General features: G+C 63.8%; 22 protein-coding genes. 9 read left to right on the plus strand and 13 right to left on the minus strand.

Annotation, left to right across the window (positions count from 1 at the left end; translation table 11 throughout):
* The first annotated feature begins 20 nt into the window (after positions 1-20).
* From arcD to ACREE8_RS25110, 6 genes are all read left to right on the plus strand, one after another.
* A complete protein-coding gene (gene arcD / locus ACREE8_RS25085) occupies positions 21-1,493 on the plus strand; it encodes an arginine-ornithine antiporter (RefSeq protein WP_431575755.1) in 1,473 nt (490 codons plus the stop codon).
* Positions 1,494-1,545: 52 nt separating this feature from the next.
* On the plus strand, positions 1,546-2,775 hold the full coding sequence (gene arcA, locus ACREE8_RS25090) for an arginine deiminase (RefSeq protein ID WP_431575756.1): 1,230 nt from the start codon (positions 1,546-1,548) through the stop codon (positions 2,773-2,775).
* Positions 2,776-2,817: 42 nt separating this feature from the next.
* Positions 2,818-3,822, plus strand: coding sequence for an ornithine carbamoyltransferase (locus tag ACREE8_RS25095; protein WP_431575757.1), 1,005 nt, complete (start codon positions 2,818-2,820; stop codon positions 3,820-3,822).
* A 3-nt stretch (positions 3,823-3,825) separates the two neighbouring features.
* Entirely contained in the window at positions 3,826-4,764 is a 939-nt protein-coding gene (gene arcC / locus ACREE8_RS25100; RefSeq protein ID WP_431575758.1) for a carbamate kinase, read from the plus strand.
* Positions 4,765-4,845: 81 nt separating this feature from the next.
* Positions 4,846-5,283, plus strand: coding sequence for a hypothetical protein (locus ACREE8_RS25105; protein ID WP_431575759.1), 438 nt, complete (start codon positions 4,846-4,848; stop codon positions 5,281-5,283).
* A gap of 508 nt (positions 5,284-5,791) precedes the next feature.
* Positions 5,792-5,980, plus strand: coding sequence for a hypothetical protein (locus tag ACREE8_RS25110; RefSeq protein ID WP_431575760.1), 189 nt, complete (start codon positions 5,792-5,794; stop codon positions 5,978-5,980).
* A gap of 120 nt (positions 5,981-6,100) precedes the next feature.
* Here ACREE8_RS25110 and ACREE8_RS25115 read toward each other — a convergent pair whose 3' ends face one another.
* Positions 6,101-6,538, minus strand: coding sequence for a PRC-barrel domain-containing protein (locus ACREE8_RS25115; RefSeq protein WP_431575761.1), 438 nt, complete (start codon positions 6,536-6,538; stop codon positions 6,101-6,103).
* A gap of 283 nt (positions 6,539-6,821) precedes the next feature.
* Here ACREE8_RS25115 and ACREE8_RS25120 point away from each other — a divergent pair, with 283 nt between their 5' ends.
* Both ACREE8_RS25120 and ACREE8_RS25125 read left to right on the plus strand, forming a co-directional pair.
* A complete protein-coding gene (locus ACREE8_RS25120; protein ID WP_431575762.1) occupies positions 6,822-7,022 on the plus strand; it encodes a CsbD family protein in 201 nt (66 codons plus the stop codon).
* A 107-nt stretch (positions 7,023-7,129) separates the two neighbouring features.
* Positions 7,130-7,285, plus strand: coding sequence for a DUF3309 family protein (locus ACREE8_RS25125; protein ID WP_151178373.1), 156 nt, complete (start codon positions 7,130-7,132; stop codon positions 7,283-7,285).
* Between the two features lie 127 nt (positions 7,286-7,412).
* On the opposite strand, the gene ACREE8_RS25130 is transcribed toward ACREE8_RS25125, so the two are convergent.
* From ACREE8_RS25130 to ACREE8_RS25150, 5 genes are all read right to left on the minus strand, one after another.
* Entirely contained in the window at positions 7,413-7,838 is a 426-nt protein-coding gene (locus tag ACREE8_RS25130) for a hypothetical protein (RefSeq protein WP_431575763.1), read from the minus strand.
* 3 nt (positions 7,839-7,841) lie between these two features.
* A complete protein-coding gene (locus ACREE8_RS25135) occupies positions 7,842-8,156 on the minus strand; it encodes a DUF883 family protein (RefSeq protein ID WP_431575764.1) in 315 nt (104 codons plus the stop codon).
* Positions 8,157-8,199: 43 nt separating this feature from the next.
* Positions 8,200-8,406, minus strand: coding sequence for a DUF3185 family protein (locus ACREE8_RS25140; protein ID WP_431575765.1), 207 nt, complete (start codon positions 8,404-8,406; stop codon positions 8,200-8,202).
* Between the two features lie 262 nt (positions 8,407-8,668).
* The gene (locus ACREE8_RS25145; RefSeq protein ID WP_431575766.1) at positions 8,669-9,283 is read right to left on the minus strand and encodes a sigma-70 family RNA polymerase sigma factor; all 615 of its coding nucleotides are present in this window, start codon (positions 9,281-9,283) and stop codon (positions 8,669-8,671) included.
* 83 nt (positions 9,284-9,366) lie between these two features.
* Entirely contained in the window at positions 9,367-9,678 is a 312-nt protein-coding gene (locus tag ACREE8_RS25150) for a hypothetical protein (RefSeq protein ID WP_431575767.1), read from the minus strand.
* Between the two features lie 476 nt (positions 9,679-10,154).
* Here ACREE8_RS25150 and ACREE8_RS25155 point away from each other — a divergent pair, with 476 nt between their 5' ends.
* Positions 10,155-10,307 carry a hypothetical protein gene (locus ACREE8_RS25155; RefSeq protein ID WP_431575768.1) on the plus strand — a complete coding sequence of 51 codons (153 nt, stop codon included), beginning with the start codon at positions 10,155-10,157 and terminating at the stop codon, positions 10,305-10,307.
* A gap of 49 nt (positions 10,308-10,356) precedes the next feature.
* Here the strand turns inward: ACREE8_RS25155 and ACREE8_RS25160 are convergent, their stop codons facing one another.
* From ACREE8_RS25160 to ACREE8_RS25190, 7 genes are all read right to left on the minus strand, one after another.
* Positions 10,357-11,760 (minus strand): glutamine synthetase family protein, encoded by a 1,404-nt coding sequence (locus ACREE8_RS25160; RefSeq protein ID WP_431575769.1) that lies wholly within the window; start codon positions 11,758-11,760, stop codon positions 10,357-10,359.
* Positions 11,761-11,763: 3 nt separating this feature from the next.
* Positions 11,764-12,915, minus strand: a complete 1,152-nt coding sequence (locus ACREE8_RS25165; RefSeq protein ID WP_431575770.1) for a branched-chain amino acid ABC transporter permease — start codon at positions 12,913-12,915, stop codon at positions 11,764-11,766.
* Positions 12,916-12,936: 21 nt separating this feature from the next.
* Positions 12,937-13,836, minus strand: a complete 900-nt coding sequence (locus ACREE8_RS25170) for a branched-chain amino acid ABC transporter permease (protein WP_431575771.1) — start codon at positions 13,834-13,836, stop codon at positions 12,937-12,939.
* Positions 13,837-13,846: 10 nt separating this feature from the next.
* Positions 13,847-14,548 carry an ABC transporter ATP-binding protein gene (locus ACREE8_RS25175; protein WP_431575772.1) on the minus strand — a complete coding sequence of 234 codons (702 nt, stop codon included), beginning with the start codon at positions 14,546-14,548 and terminating at the stop codon, positions 13,847-13,849.
* Between the two features lie 87 nt (positions 14,549-14,635).
* Entirely contained in the window at positions 14,636-15,802 is a 1,167-nt protein-coding gene (locus tag ACREE8_RS25180; RefSeq protein ID WP_431575773.1) for an ABC transporter substrate-binding protein, read from the minus strand.
* A gap of 76 nt (positions 15,803-15,878) precedes the next feature.
* Positions 15,879-16,598, minus strand: a complete 720-nt coding sequence (locus tag ACREE8_RS25185) for an ABC transporter ATP-binding protein (RefSeq protein WP_431575774.1) — start codon at positions 16,596-16,598, stop codon at positions 15,879-15,881.
* A 91-nt stretch (positions 16,599-16,689) separates the two neighbouring features.
* A partial coding sequence (locus tag ACREE8_RS25190) for a cupin domain-containing protein (protein WP_431575775.1) occupies positions 16,690-16,993 on the minus strand: 304 nt, incomplete at its 5' end.

A 16,993-nucleotide genomic window follows, 5' to 3' on the forward strand; every position in this document is an offset into this window, starting at 1 on the left:
CAGCTGGGGGAGGGTAGGTTATGGCGTCGGTAGTTCAGGCAGCCGATATCCCGACGAAACCGGTCGATCACAAGCTGACGCTCGTGCCTCTGATCGCATTGGTCGTCGGATCAATGATCGGCGGTGGCGTCTTCAACCTCCCTTCCGACATGTCGAGGGGCGCCTCGCCCGGCGCCATCATCATTGGCTGGATCATCACCGGCATCGGCATGCTGATGCTGGCCTTCGTCTATCAGGACCTGGCAGTCCGCAAGCCCGACCTCAATGCCGGCCCTTATGCCTACGCCAAGGCCGGGTTCGGGCCCTTCATCGGTTTCAACAGTGCCTGGGGCTACTGGATCAGCGCCTTCCTCGGGAATGTCGCTTATGCGGTCGCGATCTTCTCGGCCCTCGGCCATTTCATCCCGATGTTCGGCAGCGGCAACAACCTGCCTTCGATCATCGGCGCCTCGATCTGCGTCTGGGCGGTGCATTGGCTGGTGCTGGTGGGAATCCGGCAGGCGGCCTTCGTCAATGTCGTGACCACGATCTCGAAGCTGGTGCCGCTCTTCCTCTTCCTGCTGCTGGCGATCATCGCCTTCCACTGGGACAAGTTCACCTTCAACTTCTGGGGCGAACCGGATGCGACCGGCGCCGGCGGCCTCGGCTCGATCATGGACCAGGTCAAGAGCACGATGCTCGTCACGGTCTGGGTTTTCATCGGGATCGAGGGGGCGAGCGTCTATTCTTCGCGTGCGGCCAAGCGCTCTGACGTGGGGCGTGCGACCGTTGTAGGCTTCATTTGTTGCCTCATCATCTATGCGCTGGTCTCGCTGCTCTCGACCGGCATCATGACCCAGCCCGAGCTCGCTGGCCTCGGCGTGCCCTCGGCCGCCGGCGTCTTCGAGGCATTGGTCGGGTCCTGGGGGGCGGCGCTCATCAATCTGGGCCTGATCGTCTCGGTCGGCGGCGCCTACCTCGCCTGGGTCCTGCTCTGTGCCGAGATCCCCTTCGTCTGCGGGCGCGACGGCACCTTCCCGAAATGGTTCGCGGTCGAGAGCAAGTCGGGCTCGCCGGTCAATTCGCTCTGGGTCACGAACGGCGCCATCCAGCTCTTCCTGATCCTCAGCTACTTCTCGCAGAGCGCCTATCAGTTCTTCTACTTCATCGCCTCGGTCGCGATCCTGCCGCCCTATGTCTTCTCCGGCGCTTACGCGTTGAAGCTGGCCTTGACTGGCGAGGGCTACAAGGCGGGCGACAAAGCCCGCATCGGCCAGATCATCGTCGGCACCGTCGCCACGATCTATGGCGTCTGGCTCGTCTATGCGGCGGGCCTGCAATATCTGCTGATGTGCGCCATGCTGTTCGCACCCGGGATCCTGGTCTATGCCAAGGCCCGCCGCGAGCAGGGCGGGCGCGTTTTCGGCGGCATCGAGATCGTCGTTGCGATCGCAATCATCGTCCTGGCCGTGGCGGCGGCCTGGTTGATCTGGAAAGGCGAGATCAGCCCGTGACACGAAGCCGGGGGTTCCGCACGTCCTTGAACTTCAAGATCGGAGGCTAGTGATGAGCGAGTTGGGTGTTCATTCCGAAGTCGGGAAGCTCAGGACCGTGATGGTCTGTCGCCCGGGGCTCGCGCATCAGCGCCTGACCCCCGCCAACTGCCACGACCTGCTCTATGACGACGTGATCTGGGTTCATGAGGCCCAGAAGGACCACTACGACTTCGTGCTCAAGATGAAGGAGCGCGGCACCGAGGTGCTCGAGCTTCATGACATGCTGGAGCAGACGCTCGATACCAATGACGGGCGCAACTTCATTCTCGACCGGCGGCTCTCGAACAACCTCGTCGGCATCCATACGGGCCGCGCGCTCAGGCCCTGGCTCAACAAGATGGATTCGAAGAAGCTGGCGGAACATCTGATCGGTGGCATCGCCATCGACGAACTGCCGGACATCGAGGGGAAGAGCGCGCTGCTCGAGACCCAGGGCGGGATGGATTTCGTGATTCCGCCGATTCCGAACTCGCTGTTCCAGCGCGACCCCTCCTGCTGGATCTATAAAGGCGTCACCGTCAACCCGATGTTCTGGCCCGCGCGCAAGCCCGAGACGCTGATCCTGCGCGCGATCTACAAGTTCCACCCCCGCTTCAAGGGAGCCGACTTCAAGATCTGGTGGGGCGATTCCGACGAGGATTTCTCGGGCGCCTCGGTCGAGGGCGGCGATGTCATGCCGGTCGGCAAGGGCATCGTGCTGATCGGCATGGGCGAGCGCACCACGCGCCAGGCAGTGGCCCAGGTCTGCCAGAGCCTCTTCAAGCATAATGGGGCGAGCCGGGTCATCGGCTGCGTCATGCCCAAGAGCCGCGCGGCCATGCATCTCGACACGGTCTTTTCCTTCTGCGACCGCGACCTGGTGACGGTGTTCCGCGGCGTGGTCGACGAGATCAAATGCTTCAGCGCCTATCCCACCGGCAAGGACGGCGAGTTCGAGTTCCGCAAGGACCCGAAGCCGCTGCTCGATACGGTGCGCGACGCGCTCGGGCTCAACAAGCTTCGGGTGGTCGAGACCGGCGGCGACGGCTATGCGGCTGAACGCGAGCAATGGGACGATGGCAACAATGTCGTGGCGCTGGAGCCCGGTGTGGTCGTGGCCTACGACCGCAACGTCGCCACCAATACGCTGCTGCGCAAGGCCGGCATCGAGGTCGTCACCATCAGGGGCTCGGAACTCGGCCGCGGCCGCGGCGGCGGCCATTGCATGACTTGCCCGATCTCCCGCGACCCGGCCTATTGACCGCTTAACCCGGCATCAGAACCGAACTTCAGGAGCAATCCCATGAGTTTCAATCTGCGCAACCGTTCGCTGCTGACGGTCCAGGACTACACGACGCGCGAATTTCGCTACCTGCTGGACCTGTCCCGCGATCTGAAACGCGCAAAATACGCCCGGACCGAGCAGCAGCACCTCGATGGCAAGGAGATTTGCCTGATCTTCGAGAAGACCTCGACGCGGACGCGATGCGCTTTCGAGGTGGCCTGCCATGACCAGGGGGCCCATGTGACCTATCTCGACCCGGCCGGATCGCAGATCGGCCATAAGGAGTCCTTCAAGGATACGGCGCGTGTCCTGGGCCGCATGTTCGACGCGATCGAATATCGCGGTTCTTCGCAGAAGGGCGTGGAGCAGCTCGCGAAATATGCGGGCGTGCCGGTCTATAACGGCCTCACCGACGAATACCACCCGACCCAGATGCTGGCCGACGTCATGACCATGCGCGAGCATAGCGACAAGCCGCTGCATCAGATCAAATATGCCTATGTCGGCGACACCCGCTCGAACATGGGTCATTCGCTCATGATCGTCGGCTGCCTGATGGGCATGGACGTGCGCATCGCGGGGCCGAAGAAGCTGTGGCCCTCGGCCGAATACCGGAAGATCGCCGAGGACCTGGCCGAAAAGTCGGGCGCCAAGCTCACCATCACCGACGATCCCAAGAAGGCGGTCAAGGGCGTCGATTTCATCCATACCGACGTCTGGGTCTCGATGGGCGAGCCCAAGGAGGTCTGGAAGGAGCGCATCAAGCTGCTGATGCCCTTCCAGGTCAACGACAAGCTGATCAAGGCCAGCGGCAACCCGCAGGTCAAATTCATGCATTGCCTTCCGGCCTTCCATGACACGGAGACCAAGGTCGGCAAGGACATTGCCGATGCCTATGGGATCAAGGACGGCCTCGAAGTCACCGATGCGGTCTTCGAGTCCGAATTGAACATCGCCTTCGAGCAGGCGGAGAACCGCCTTCACACCATCAAGGCCATTCTCGTCGCGACCCTTGGAGATTGAATCATGCGTGTGGTGATTGCGCTGGGCGGCAATGCGCTCCTGAAGCGCGGGGAGCCGATGACGGCCGAGATGCAACGGCGCAACATCCGCATCGCCGCCGAGGCCATGGCGCCGGTCGCGAAAGATCACGAACTGGTCATCAGCCACGGCAATGGTCCCCAGGTCGGGCTGCTGGCGCTGCAGGGAGCCGCCTACAAGCCCGACGAAGCCTATCCACTCGATGTGCTGGGGGCTGAAACCGAAGGCATGATCGGCTACATGATCGAGCAGGAGATGGGCAATCTGCTGCCGTTCGAGGTACCGTTCGCGACGCTGCTGACCATGGTCGAGGTCGACCCCAACGATCCGGGTTTCAAGAACCCGACCAAGTTCGTGGGGCCGGTCTATGAGAAGCCCGACGCCGACCGGATCGCCAAGGAGAAGGGCTGGGTGTTCAAAGCGGATGGGCCGAAATGGCGGCGTGTCGTTCCGTCGCCGCTGCCCAAGCGCATCTTCGAGATCCGACCGATCAAGTGGTTGATCGAGCACAATACAGTCGTGATCTGCGCCGGCGGCGGGGGCATTCCGACCATGTATGAGCCTGGCGCCGGCCGGAAGCTCGTCGGGGTTGAGGCGGTCATCGACAAGGATTTATGCTCGGAGCTGCTGGCGCGCGAACTCGAGGCCGATCTCTTCATCATGGCGACCGACGCGCCGGGTGTTTATATCGATTTCGGCAAGCCGGAGGCCAAGGTGATCCACCGGTCCACACCGGCCGCGATCGGCAAATACAGCTTCCCGGCGGGATCGATGGGCCCCAAGGTCGATGCCGCCTGCCATTTCGCGACGGCGACCGGGAAGACTGCGGCGATCGGTGCCCTGGCGGACATTCTGGCGATCGTCCAGGGCAACAAGGGAACGCAGATTTCGAAGCGCTTCGACGGCATCACTTTTCATTCGTGACGCTCACGGCCGGAGCGCGCGATCGATGGACAGCAATGGGCAGCAATCCCGAGCCGAGGGGGTTGCGCAAGGGAGAAGGAAATGAGCAGCAGCAAGATCAGCCCACCTACGGATCTTCGCAAGATCACCGAAGACGCGGAGATGGCCAAGGCCAAGGAAGCCCTGAGCCGAAGCGACACGCTTGCCAATGCCGAACGCGAGCTCCGCGAAGACTTCATGCAGAAGGACCTGCGCCCGGACGTTCACGAGCGGGTCAACGCAGCATTGCGCCGGGCCGCGGAAATGGGCTCGACCTCCGTCAAAGTGATGGAGTTCCCAGCGACCTATTGTACCGACAAGGGTCGCGCCATCAATAACGGCGAGCCGGATTGGCCGAAGTCGCTGCAGGGCTGGGCGGAGCGTGCCTACAAGTTCTTCCAGAAGGAACTGGCGCCCAACGACTTTCATCTGCGGGCCGAGATCGTCGATTTCGACGAGGCGGGCCGGCCCGGACATGTGGCGATCTATCTGGCCTGGTAGAGGTTCGAGTGTCGAACTGACCGAAGGTCGCCCGATCCGGGCTTGAGAATCTGGTCGAGGCCAGCGCAGGACCGTTCCTGTCCTCCTGATCGAATGTCGACCCCGCCCCTGGCCTGGAGTGGCCCGTCGAATGGCATCGGTCTCCTTGCCGCGATTGATGCCGGCGAAACCCCCGTCGCGTACCGCCTGGCGGATGGCGGCGCGCCGCTTCATGGGGACTTCTCCATGTTCATCCCCGATCAGCGCCATCGGGACCAGCATCCGATGGCAGCATTCGCGACCCTTCTTCAGCAAACTCCTTCTCGCGAATCGGCAATTCGAGACCCATATCCCTGGCTCCCAGGCACCCCAGTAACGGGTTCTTGAACAGCGTATCGGGCCGCGGCGGGCGACGGGTTTTGCGATCTGTGCCGTGTAAGGAGAAGAGGGTCGGTCAGGCCCGACCCAACCCGTAATCCGGGTTCAGAAAACCCGTTCCGCCCCCACATTGGCTTGGAGTCCGACTTCAATGAGAAACTGGCTGCGCGTTCTGCGGGTTGGAGTGCCGCTGTTGCTGGCGGCCGTCATCCTGAGCGGCTGCGTCGTGAGCCCCTATCCCGCTTACTATGCCGCGCCGCGACCTTACTACTACCACCCCTATTACTACGGCTATCACGGCTATTACGGCTCCGGCTGGGGTGGACGCGGTCACTGGTAGGCCCGCGCATCGCCTGGAAGATCGCCGGAAGAAGCAAAGAAGGGAGGCTGGCCGCAGCCAGATGATCGCCGCTGCCAACGCTCCCTTCTCGCCTCGACGAGAGTTTCTGGCTTCCGGGGTCTACTTGGTATGCCAGACGCCCCCGTCGGAAGTGTACTCAGGCAGCGCCTTGAGCTGATCCTCGGTCAGGCTGGTCTTGGCCTTGATCGTGTCGGCATCGCGGAAGAACTGAATCTGATTCCACGCGATGGCGACGTTGCGACCCGCCAGACCCATCACGCCACCGACGGTGACGATCGCGGTGTCGACCGTGTTGTCGTTGCCGATGAGCACGTCCTTGATCTCGGCGACCTTCTCGTCATTGGCATTGCGGATATCAATGCCGACGAGCTGCTTGACGCCGACTTCACCGGCCGCCGGCACCTGCGCGGCGCTGGTTTGAGTGGTGGTGTCCAACGGCGGTGCCGGAACCGCGGGTGTGGTGGTGTCATCCGCCCAAACGACGCCGCTTGCCAGAAGCATCGCGCCGCTTGCGAGCAGGAGAGAAACTCGATTCATATCCGCCTCCAAACATTGTTCCCACAGGGGTGATCCGCAATCGCGTGCGGTGCCGCCGCAACAGAGGCCAAGGCGATCTGCCATTGCGGCGATATGGGAAAGAACGCGGCCTGTTTGGCTTGGTTCCGGCTTTACAGCTTTGGCGGGCGCGACAAGGGCTTCAGGTCACAACGATGCCACATGGCTTCTTTCTGGAGATCCGTCAGAGGGAACCTCGTGGAATGGGATTGCGTTCTTGGGGGCAGCGGTCGGTTGCAGCGCCGCACAACCAAAGGAGCTGTCCATGAATTGGGACACCATCTCGGGAAACTGGAAGCAGGCGACGAGCAAACTGAAGGAAGAGCGGGGCGACCTCACCGACGATGATCTGACGCGGATCGCCGGTAAGCGCGATCAGCTCGTGGGCCGGATCCAGGAGCGTTACGGCATCGCCAAAGACCAGGCCGAACGTCAGGTGAAGAACTGGGAACGTCGCTACCACTAACGGGCGCTTCGCTCGGGCGGTGCCGGCGGGAACCCGGCGTTGCCCGACGGTCCCGATCAATCAACGGCTTTGTTCATTGCCGTCATCGTTCATGAGGGAGCATCCCCATGCTTGGTACCATTCTTCTGATCATTCTCGTTCTGTTGCTGATTGGCGCCTTGCCGGCTTGGCCCTATAGCCGCGAATGGGGCTACTACCCCACGGGCATTTTTTCGGTCGTGCTGGTGGTTATCGTGGTTCTGCTGCTGATGGGTCGTATCTAGCGGCAGACTCCGCCGCCGGCCTGCGGGCCGCATGGTCGGTTTCCAAACTTCGAACCCCGCTGGGGGTTGGCCATGAGAGGGCCAAGCTCCAGCGGATTTCTTTATGCCGATCTGCTCCGGGAGACGGCTACTCGGCGTCTCGACCGCGAGAAGCGCCGGCGACGATGCCGACGGCCAGCGCGCCGGCGAGGTTCCAGAGGGGATCCTTCGAAGCGCCGGCCTCGCCTGCAGCCGTTGCTTTCTTCTTCGCGGATTTGAAATCCAATAGCTGAAGCAGCTGGACCCAGGCGAAATAGGCGGCAGCGCCCGCGAGGACGATGGCGCCGGCGGCCGTGATCAGCAGCGCATTGGCGCGGCCCAAATGCAGCTCGATCAGGAATACCGAAAGCTCGCCAAGAACAAGGACGGCTGTGCCGCCCAAGGCGACGGCCAGGCCGAGGCCGACCGCCGCCAGGGCCAACGCCTTCTTCGCCCGGCGCTTGGCCGCCTCGGCGCGCTCGAGGACGGCCACGCCAAGGAGCAGCCGGAGCAGGCCGGCATCGAGATTCGTCATGGATTACCGCCGATCCAGCGTGCGGCCGATGACGATCCCGATCGCCAGCGCGATGGCAAGAGAGCTGTAGGGATGCTCGTTGACCGCAGCGGTCAGGAGTTTAGTGGCGCGTTCGCCTTCGCCCTTGAGATCCTCGAAGATATCCTCGGCCTTGCGGCCGATATTGCCGGCGGCCCGGGCCGCCTGGTCCTTCACGGCGGCGCCGGCATCGCTCTTGAGATTGCCGAGCGCCTCCATGACGCTCTTCAGGTCGGCCCGGAGCAGGTCGAGATCCTCGCGCACCGTGTTGATCGTGGCGTCGTCCGCATTCGCTTTCATGGGGTTCGGTCCTTCATGTGAAGAGAGGCCATCCGGGTGGCGGTCAGCGCCGGGTCGGCAGCGCCAGCGAGATGCCGGCGATCATGGCACCAAGGCCGCCGGCGATATACCAGAGCGTGTGATTGCTGTAGCTGCCGGTCAAGGCTTCGCTGGCCTGCTCGAGCGGCGCGTCCGAAGCATTTAATCCGAAATAGAGAAACACGGCGCCGGAGACGGCGATCGCAATGCCCAAGGCACGAAGCGGGGTCATAACGGCCCTCTCCTCGCAGGTGAAAATGGCTTGGTGAGCAATATCAGGCCGTTGCCTGGCGGCAGGACCCGACCGAGGAACGCAAGGGCGCGCCATCGGTTCCGGCTGCCGGCTGGCTCGGGAAAATAGTCCGGATATGGCAAAGAGCCGCTCGCAAGGGGACGACGGCTGGGATGGAAGATAGAAGTCGGGGAGGGAGCCGATCTCCCCGGAACGCTCTCGCGCTCCGGGGGGTGGCGTCGTCAGCCGTCCGCCAATCGCATCAGGCGGCGGCGTTGAGCAGTCGGAGGAACTCCTGGGTCGCGATCGACCGGCGGGCCGGCGCACCCTTCCTGCTCGAGGGCTGCTGGGTCAGGCGACCGGCACCGCGCTCGATCTGGTTCTGGAGCTCGGTGCGGGCCCGGGACAGGCGGCTGCGGACTGTTCCGACCGCGCAACCGATGACCTTGGCCGCTTCCTCATATTCGAGGCCGAGCGCGCCCACCAGCATCAGGATCTCCCGACGATTGGGCGCCATCTGCCAATAGGCGCAAGCCATCTCCTCGAACTCGATCGCCGAGTCCTGCGCCGGACCGCTGACCAGGGCCGCATGATTGCTGACATCTTCGATCGCCAGATGCGGGCCCTTGTTGCGACGGCATTCGTCGAGGAAGCGGTGGCGCATGATGGTGAACATCCATGCGCGGAAATTGGTGCCGGGAATGAACTGCGCCCGGGACGCCCAGGCCCGCACCAGCGCATCCTGGACGAGATCGTCCGCGGCATCCGCGTTGCGGGTGAGCGACCGGGCATAGCCGCGCAGATGCGGCATCACGTCCCGGAATTGTTCGGCGATATCGAAGCTCTCGACTTGATTGTCAGCGATATGGGGTGTCATGACGAACTCCCTTTTCCTAAACCCGTGATTTCTTGTTTGCGTTGGTTTACCCCCGGCTTTCGCCGGTAGGCTCGCGCGGAGACTTATGCGCGATGGGATGGGCCGGTCTTGCCGGTCTCGAGGGGATCGAGTGCCAGCAGAACGTTCGAGACACGCCGCAACATCTCTGCGGTGCTCTCACCCGGCACGTACGACGGTTGGCCCGTATGCGCCGGCATATTTTCGTCTGTCGCCGTCATCAGAAGCACCAGGTCGTGCTTCCACAGATTGAGCGCCTGGATCTTGGTCTCGTCGGCGAGGGTGGAGTTGAGGAGGAGATTTTCCGGCAGCCCGAACATCGCTTCGGGATCGATGAGCTCCGGGAATGGGGTGGTCGTTAGATTCGCTTCGAGCATTGGATCTGACCTCTTTTGTTATGCCGTACTGGCGAGGATTCGGATCGTCTTGTCTCTTGTCGTCTCGTCTTCAAACCGTGCCGGCGATCGTTAGCGTTTTGCTAACCACGTCTCGCCTTCACGCGAAAACAAATGGCCCGAATTGTCGGAAGTGAGAAGAGTGTTTCGCGTGGGAAGGTTGTGGCATCTGCGATCTCTGCTTTGCAAACAGGGAGTTACAAGCCACTTATGAAATTACACATGGATCGGGTAGGATTGTCGCAGGACGCTTTCTTTCCGACTAAAGTCGGAAGCAATCGAGGATCGAACCTCCCGTCATTTCGTTTACGTGAAAGATCGAATCCGATGCGGGCTCAGGCGAGTCGCATCCTTCGAATGGGAAAATGAGGTCGGAACAAGAGATGCCTCGCAGGGTCTCAAGTAGAGATTTGCAGGACTATGTCGAGGGGCGCCTCGCCAAGCAGGAGATTGCTCGCGTGGAAGCCTATCTGCGCAGGAATCCCGAGGGAGCCGAGGGGGTGGAGAAGCTCCGCCAGCAGGCGAACCGGGTGAAGATGTTCGGCAAGACCTTGCTGAGGGAAGAGATCCCGCAACGGCTGCTGGACGCCATTCCGCGCAAGGCGAAATAGCAACGCGCGACGGATCGGATCGAGAGATCCGTCGCGGCGTGGCGCCGCCTCAAGTCCCGATGAAGTAACGCTGGAACTCGAAGTCCGTGATCTGGGCGGCCATCCAGCTGTCGAAGGCGTCGAGCTCGGCTTGACGGCTCAGCGCGTAATGCACCTTGAACTCCGCGCCGAAGACGCGGTCGATGAAAGCCGATCCGGTGAAGCTCTCGATCGAGCCTTTCAAGGTCCGCGACAAAGCCGGCCGGTTGAGCGCTCCGGGATTGCCCGGCGCCGCCGGCTCCAGCGTCATCTTCCCTTCGATGCCGTCGAGTCCGGCGGCCAGCATCGCCGCGATCGAGAGGTAGGGGTTGATGTCGGCGCCCGGCACGCGATGCTCGAAGCGCGCAGCATCCTCGACCGGCGTGGTGATGGCGCGCACGGCCGCCGTGCGGTTCTCATAGCCCCAGGAGGCATCTTCCGGCGACCAGGCCCCGCGATCGAGGCGGCGATAGGAGTTGACCGTCGGTCGGAACAGCAGATGCGATTCCGGCAGCCTTGCCAGCATGCCGGCCAGATACTGCTGCGCCACCTCGGTGAGTTTGTTGGCGCCGGCGGCAAAGCTGTTCTTCCCGTCGCGCCAGAGGCTCTGATGATGGTGGCCGCCGCAGGCGCTCTCGCGCCCCGGCGTCTGGAAGCGGGTCATGAAGGTCGCGACCATGCCGCGCTCGGCGCAGAGTTCGCGCAAATGCAGCTTGGCCCGCATCGCATCGTCGGCGGCCTCGAGCGCCGGTTTCGGCGCCAGGGCGAACTCATACATGCCATAACCATATTCGGTCACGACCGACGCGACGCCGATATTGATGCTGGCGAGGCGGTCGATGAACTCGGCCATGAAGGACTGGTAGTCCCCGCTGCGGACCAGGTCGTAATTGACGAAAGAATGGCCCCAGGGCTTGAGCTCGCGATAGCGGCCGGCGCGCATCAGATCGTGATCGGCATGAAAGATGCCGAACTCATATTCGAGCGCGAAGATCGGCTCATAACCCAGCTCGCGCGAGCGATCTTCCTGCGCCTGCAGGATGGCCCGCGGATCGAGCCCGCAACGTCGCCCGTCCAGCATGAAGGAATTGAGGATCACCGAGGCGAAGCGCGGATCCCAGCCATGATGGCGCACGGTCGCCGGGTCCGGCAGCGCCATGATGTTGGGGTAGCCGTTGTCGTCGTTGCTGATCGGACCGCCGAAGACCGGCACCGGCAAGGGCTGGCCGTCGCTATGGGCGACGCAATAGAGGATCGCGTTCAAGGCATCGCCGTTATAGGCGAGCTTGAAGGGCGTGGTCTTGCTGCGATAGACGCCGTTGATCTCCGGCATATGCACATGGATGAAGCGCGCGCCCTTTTCCGCGAGCTCGCGCTGGAGTTCCTGGAGCTTCGCCTTGCGCGCCGAAACCGCGTTCTCGAAATCCGTCGTCATATCCTACCTCGCCTTGCTCGCGTCGCTCTTGTCGCCGGGTTCGCCTTGCGATCCGGAAGCCGCCTCGACGGAAGTCCGGCGGCCGAACCATTGCCGCAGCAGCTCGTCGAACTCGAGGCGGGAAATCATGCCCTTGGGGCGGAAGATCATACTGAACACGATGACGCCGCCCATGGCGAGGCCGGAGAGGCCGAGCAAAGGCGGGGTCTGCCAATTGCCGATGGTGACGCCATTCTCCAGCGTGCGGATGACCTCGAGCACGGTGGAGAGGAGGACGCAGCCGAAGACGGCGCCCGACACTGTCCGCAAGCCGCCGAGGATCAGCATGGCGAGCGTCGTCAGCACCAGCTCGAAATGGAAGGCGCGCGCATTGATGGTGCCCATGAAGTAGGCGTAGAGGACGCCGCCCGTGGCGCAGAACATAGCGCCGAAGACCCAGGCGATCAGCCGCAGCCGCACCACATCGACACCGAAGGCGCGCGCGGCCAGCAGGCTTTCGGCGCTGGCGCGCAGCTGCAGGCCCACCCGGCTGTCCTTGAAGAGCCGCGCCAGCACGATGCCGACGACCGAGAGCGCCACTGCGATCTGCAGATTGACGACCTGCGGAATGCCGAAGAAGGCCTGGGCACCCTTGAACAGGTCGGTCCAATGGATGAAGACCGAATGAACGATCATCAGGAGGCTGAAGGTCAGGATGGTCGCGGCCTCGCCCGAGACGCGCGCCACCACGATGCCGGTCAGGAGGGCCACGATGCCGGCGATCCCGAGGCCCGCACCAGCCGCGAGCAGCGGGTCGATCGCGACATGGGAGAGGCCGAAGGGCGCGTTGGGGATCGACATCTTCTTCATCGCGATCGGGGTCGCCAGGATCGCCACGGTATAGGCGCCGATGCCGACGAAGGCGCCCTGGCCTAGATTGGCCACCATGGAATTGCCCATGAAGATCTGCAGGCCGAGCACGATCAGCAGATTGACGTAGGCCGCGAAGGTGATGCGAACGAGATAGGCGGGCGCGAACTCCAGGATCAGGAGGCCGATGATGACGATCGGCACAGCGGTCAGGAGCCCCCCGGCCAGCGAGCGCAGCAGTGCCTTCCCCGCCGCGGGACGGGCGGCGGTCGCCGGGACGGTGGGCTCAGGAACGGCCGTCGTCATCGCGCCGACATTCCCATGGTCTCAGATCTCCTTGTCGCCCAGCTCGATCCGGCGCGTCAGCAGCCCCTCGGGCCGCCAGACCAGCAGGGCCGCGATGATCGAGTAGGTGATGGCGTCGCTGAGCCCGCCCATATCCTGCGGCAGCAGCATCACGATGGCGACGTCGAGGAAGCCCAGCAGCATGCCGCCGAAGACCGCACCGCCCAGCGAGCCGAAACCGCCGAGCACGCAGGCCACGAAGGCCTTGATCACGGGCTGGAAGCCGAAATCGGGATCGACGCTGCCGCGCCGCGCCACCATGAAGATCGCGGCGATGCCGGCGAGCAAGCCTGACAGCGCGAAGGCGGTGGCGATGACGCGGTTGGCGCGCACGCCCATGAGGCGGACCGTGGAGAACTCGCGGGTGGCGGCGCGGATCGCGAGCCCCAGGGTCGAGCGCTTGAGGAACAGCACCAGGCCGGTGATGGCGATCGCGACCGTGATCAGCTCCAGGAGCTGCAGCGAGGAGATCGCATAGGGGCCGATGAAGATGGTCTGGTTGAGGCTGGTGAGCGCGGGGACAGCGCGCGGGCGCGGCGAGACCAGCAGAGTGAAGAGATTCTGCACCACGATGCTGACGCCGAAGGCGGTGAGGAGACCGGTGGTGGCGGGCGCATGACGCACCGGCCGGAAGGCGATGCGCTCGAACAGCATGGCGGTCACGGCCCCGGCGATGATGGCGACCGGCGCCACCAGCCAGGGCGAATCGAAGCCGATCAGGATCGCCAGATACATGCTGTAGCCGGCCGAGGCGATGATCTCGCCATGGGCGAAATTCATCAGATTCATGATCGAATAGACCAGGGCGAGGCCCAGCGCGATCAGCGCATATTCGGCGCCGAAGGCCAACGCATTGACGAATTGCTGGACCGCGTAATCCATCTTGCCCGGTTCACCCGCCCAGATAGAGATCGATCAGCCGCGGGTCGTCGCGCAGCTCCTGCGCCGGCCCCTCATGGCGGATCACGCCCGAGCTGATCACATAGGCGCGGTCGGCGATCTTCAGCGCCTGCATCACATTCTGCTCGACCACCAGCAGGGTCACGCCTTCGGCCTTGAGGATGGCGATGTAATCGAAGATCTGCGCGACGATGCGGGGCGCCAGTCCCAGCGACGGCTCGTCCAGCATCAGGAGGCTGGGGCGCGACATCATCGAGCGCGCAATCGCCAGCATCTGCTGCTCGCCGCCCGACAGCGTTCCGGCGAGCTGGTTGTAGCGGGCCTTCAGGATCGGAAACAGCTTGAGATATTTGTCGAGGTCGGCGGCGAAGGCGGCGCGGTCGGTCTGGATCGCGGCCCCCAGCCGGAGATTCTCGGCGACCGTCAGGTTGGCGAAGACATGCCGGCCTTCCGGCGTCATGGAGAGGCCACGCCGGACGCGATCTTCGGTCGGCAGGCGGAGGATCTGCTTGTCCTTGAAGACGACGCTGCCTTCGGCGGCGACGAGGCCGGCGATGCCGGAAATGAGCGAGGTCTTGCCGGCGCCGTTGGGTCCCAGCAATGCCACGAACTCCCCCGCACCCACGCGGATAGAGGCGCCATGCAGGGCACGGATGGCGCCGTAACGGACCGAAAGACCTTCGACGGATAGCATGGGCGCTCGGATGGAGCCTGAGGCGAGGGAAGGGCGGGTCGGCGGGCAGGCGCTGTCACCAGCGCCCGCGGCCGAACCGCCGAACCGTCACTTCAGGTAGGGGATCTTGGTCGGCATCGCGTCGGTCAGCAGCACGCGCTTGCCGTTCTCGAAGCCGATCACCGGCACCGTCTTCACCGGATAGCTCTTATGTTCGAAGAAGGAGATGGTCGGGGCGGTGAGGCCCGGATAGCCGCCTTCGGCGCGCATCGCCTCGCGCAGCTTGACCGGATCGGTGCTGCCCGCCTTCTTGGCGGCGCCCGCGACGACCATCACCATATCGGCGCCGAGCGCGTCGAAGATGCCGTTGACCTTGAAGCCGTCGGCCTTGCACTGGGCGAGGAACGTGTCGATCGGACCGCCCATGCCCACCAGACCGTGGGTCGCGAAGATGACCTTGTTCAGATCCTCGGGCTTGCCGACGGTGGATTCGAGCGAGGGATCGTCGAAGCCGTCGCAGCCGACCACCCAGCCGTCATAGCCATTGGCGCGGAGCTGACGGATCAGGATGCCGACATCCGGCAGCACGCCGCAGACATGGACCACGTCCGGCTTTTCGGGCAGCGCCTTGATGCTGGCGATCTGCGGCGACCAGTCGGTGATGCCGAAGCTGTAATTGAACTTGCCCAGCACCTTGCCGCCCCAGGCGGTGAAGGCCTCGCCGAACCATTCCGGCAGCTTGGCCGACCAGGAGCCGGCATCCTCCGAGGTCAGCAGCACGGCATTGCGGCCGCCCTTGGCATAGACCACGGCCGCGGTGGCCGCGGCATTGATCGGGTCGGGCACGGCGCCGGCGATGAAGTTGTCGGTGTCCAGCTCCTGCATCTCGACTTGTGTGTTCGGCGCGGAGAAGACGGTCACGCCATAGCTCTTGGCCATGGTGGTCATCGGAATGAGCGCATCGGGGAAGGGCAGGCCGGCGATGACCTGGTCGCCGTCATCGAGGAATTTCTGGCCCAGCGACACGGAGAGCTGCGCGTCCGAGCGGTTGTCGGCGGTCAGCACCTCGATCTTGGGATCGTTGGGTCCGGCCGCCTTGTTGAGCTTGTCGGCCATGCAGCGGGCACCTTCGGTCTCTTCGTAAGGCGCCAGCGGACCCGTCAACGCGACGGCGACGCCGATCTTGACCGTGTTGTCCGCCGAGGCGGGCGCTGCGCCGAAGCCTGCCGCCAGGATCGCCAGCGCTGCCGCCGGCATGAGTCTTACCGCTTTCATGAATTCAACCTCCCTATTCCCACATGTTTTGTTTTGTTCGACGTCTATTGGTCACTCTCGGGCCTCGGCCGGGTCTTCAGTTCATCTGGCCGAGATAGATATCGATCACCTTCGGATTGGCGCGGATCGCGGCCGGTACGTCGATCGCGACCACCTCGCCCATATCGAGGACGCAAATGCGGTCGCAGACCGACATGATGAAGCGCAGATCATGGTCGATCACGATGAGGGCGGCCTGGGTCCGGTCGCGGATGCGCTGGACCGCATGGGCCAGTTCCTCGGACTCGTAGTCGTTGAGGCCCGCTGCCGGCTCGTCGAGCAGCAGCAGCCGGGGACCCAGCGCCAGCGCACGCACGATCTCGAGCCGGCGCTGCTGGCCATAGGGAAGCGTGCCGGCCGGCCGGTCCGCGACGAGGTCGAGGCCATATTCCGCCATCAGCGCATCCAGATCGATCGCGTCGGCGGTCTCGGGGCGATGGCGCCGGCAGGTGATATGGGCGACCTCGATGTTCTGGCGCGCCGTCATGAAGGGGAACAGGCGCAGGTTCTGGAAGGTGCGGCCGACGCCCTGGCGCGCGGCATGCTCGGGGCCGCGGCCGGTCAAATCCTCGCCGTCGAGCGAGATGCTGCCCCGGTTGGGCCGCAGCACGCCGCTGATGGCATTGACCAGGGTCGATTTGCCGGCGCCGTTGGGGCCAATCAGGCCCAGAATCTCGGACCCGCCGCAGGCGACCGTGACGTCGCGCAGCGCATGCACGCCCCCGAAGCTCTTGCTGACACCCTGGACCGAAAGCACCCTGCGCCAACCCTTTCCGCTGGCGGGATGGTAGGAGCCGCTTTTCCGATCCGCAAGGTGATTTTCTTTTTTGGAAAAACCACCGGTTCAATCAGCGATGGGTCACGATCGCGGGCGGCTCGCCCTCGGCCGGCACGGTGTTGGACATCAGGACCACTGCCTCGCGCTTGCCTTGCGACACGTAGGAGTGGGGCATGTTGGCGTCGAACAGGATGCTGTCGCCCGGCTTGAGGCGAACCGGCTCGTAATGCTCGGTATGGATCTCCAGCATGCCATCGAGGACGAAGAGGAACTCCTCGCCCGGATGATGGCGCCAGCCGCCGGCCTCCTCGACGGTCTTGGCCGTGATCACCACGCGCCAGAAAACATTGCGCTTTTCACGGAAATCGCTGCAC

Origin of the sequence: Hypericibacter sp., from assembly GCF_050729195.1 — a bacterium.
Lineage (GTDB): Bacteria > Pseudomonadota > Alphaproteobacteria > Dongiales > Dongiaceae > Hypericibacter.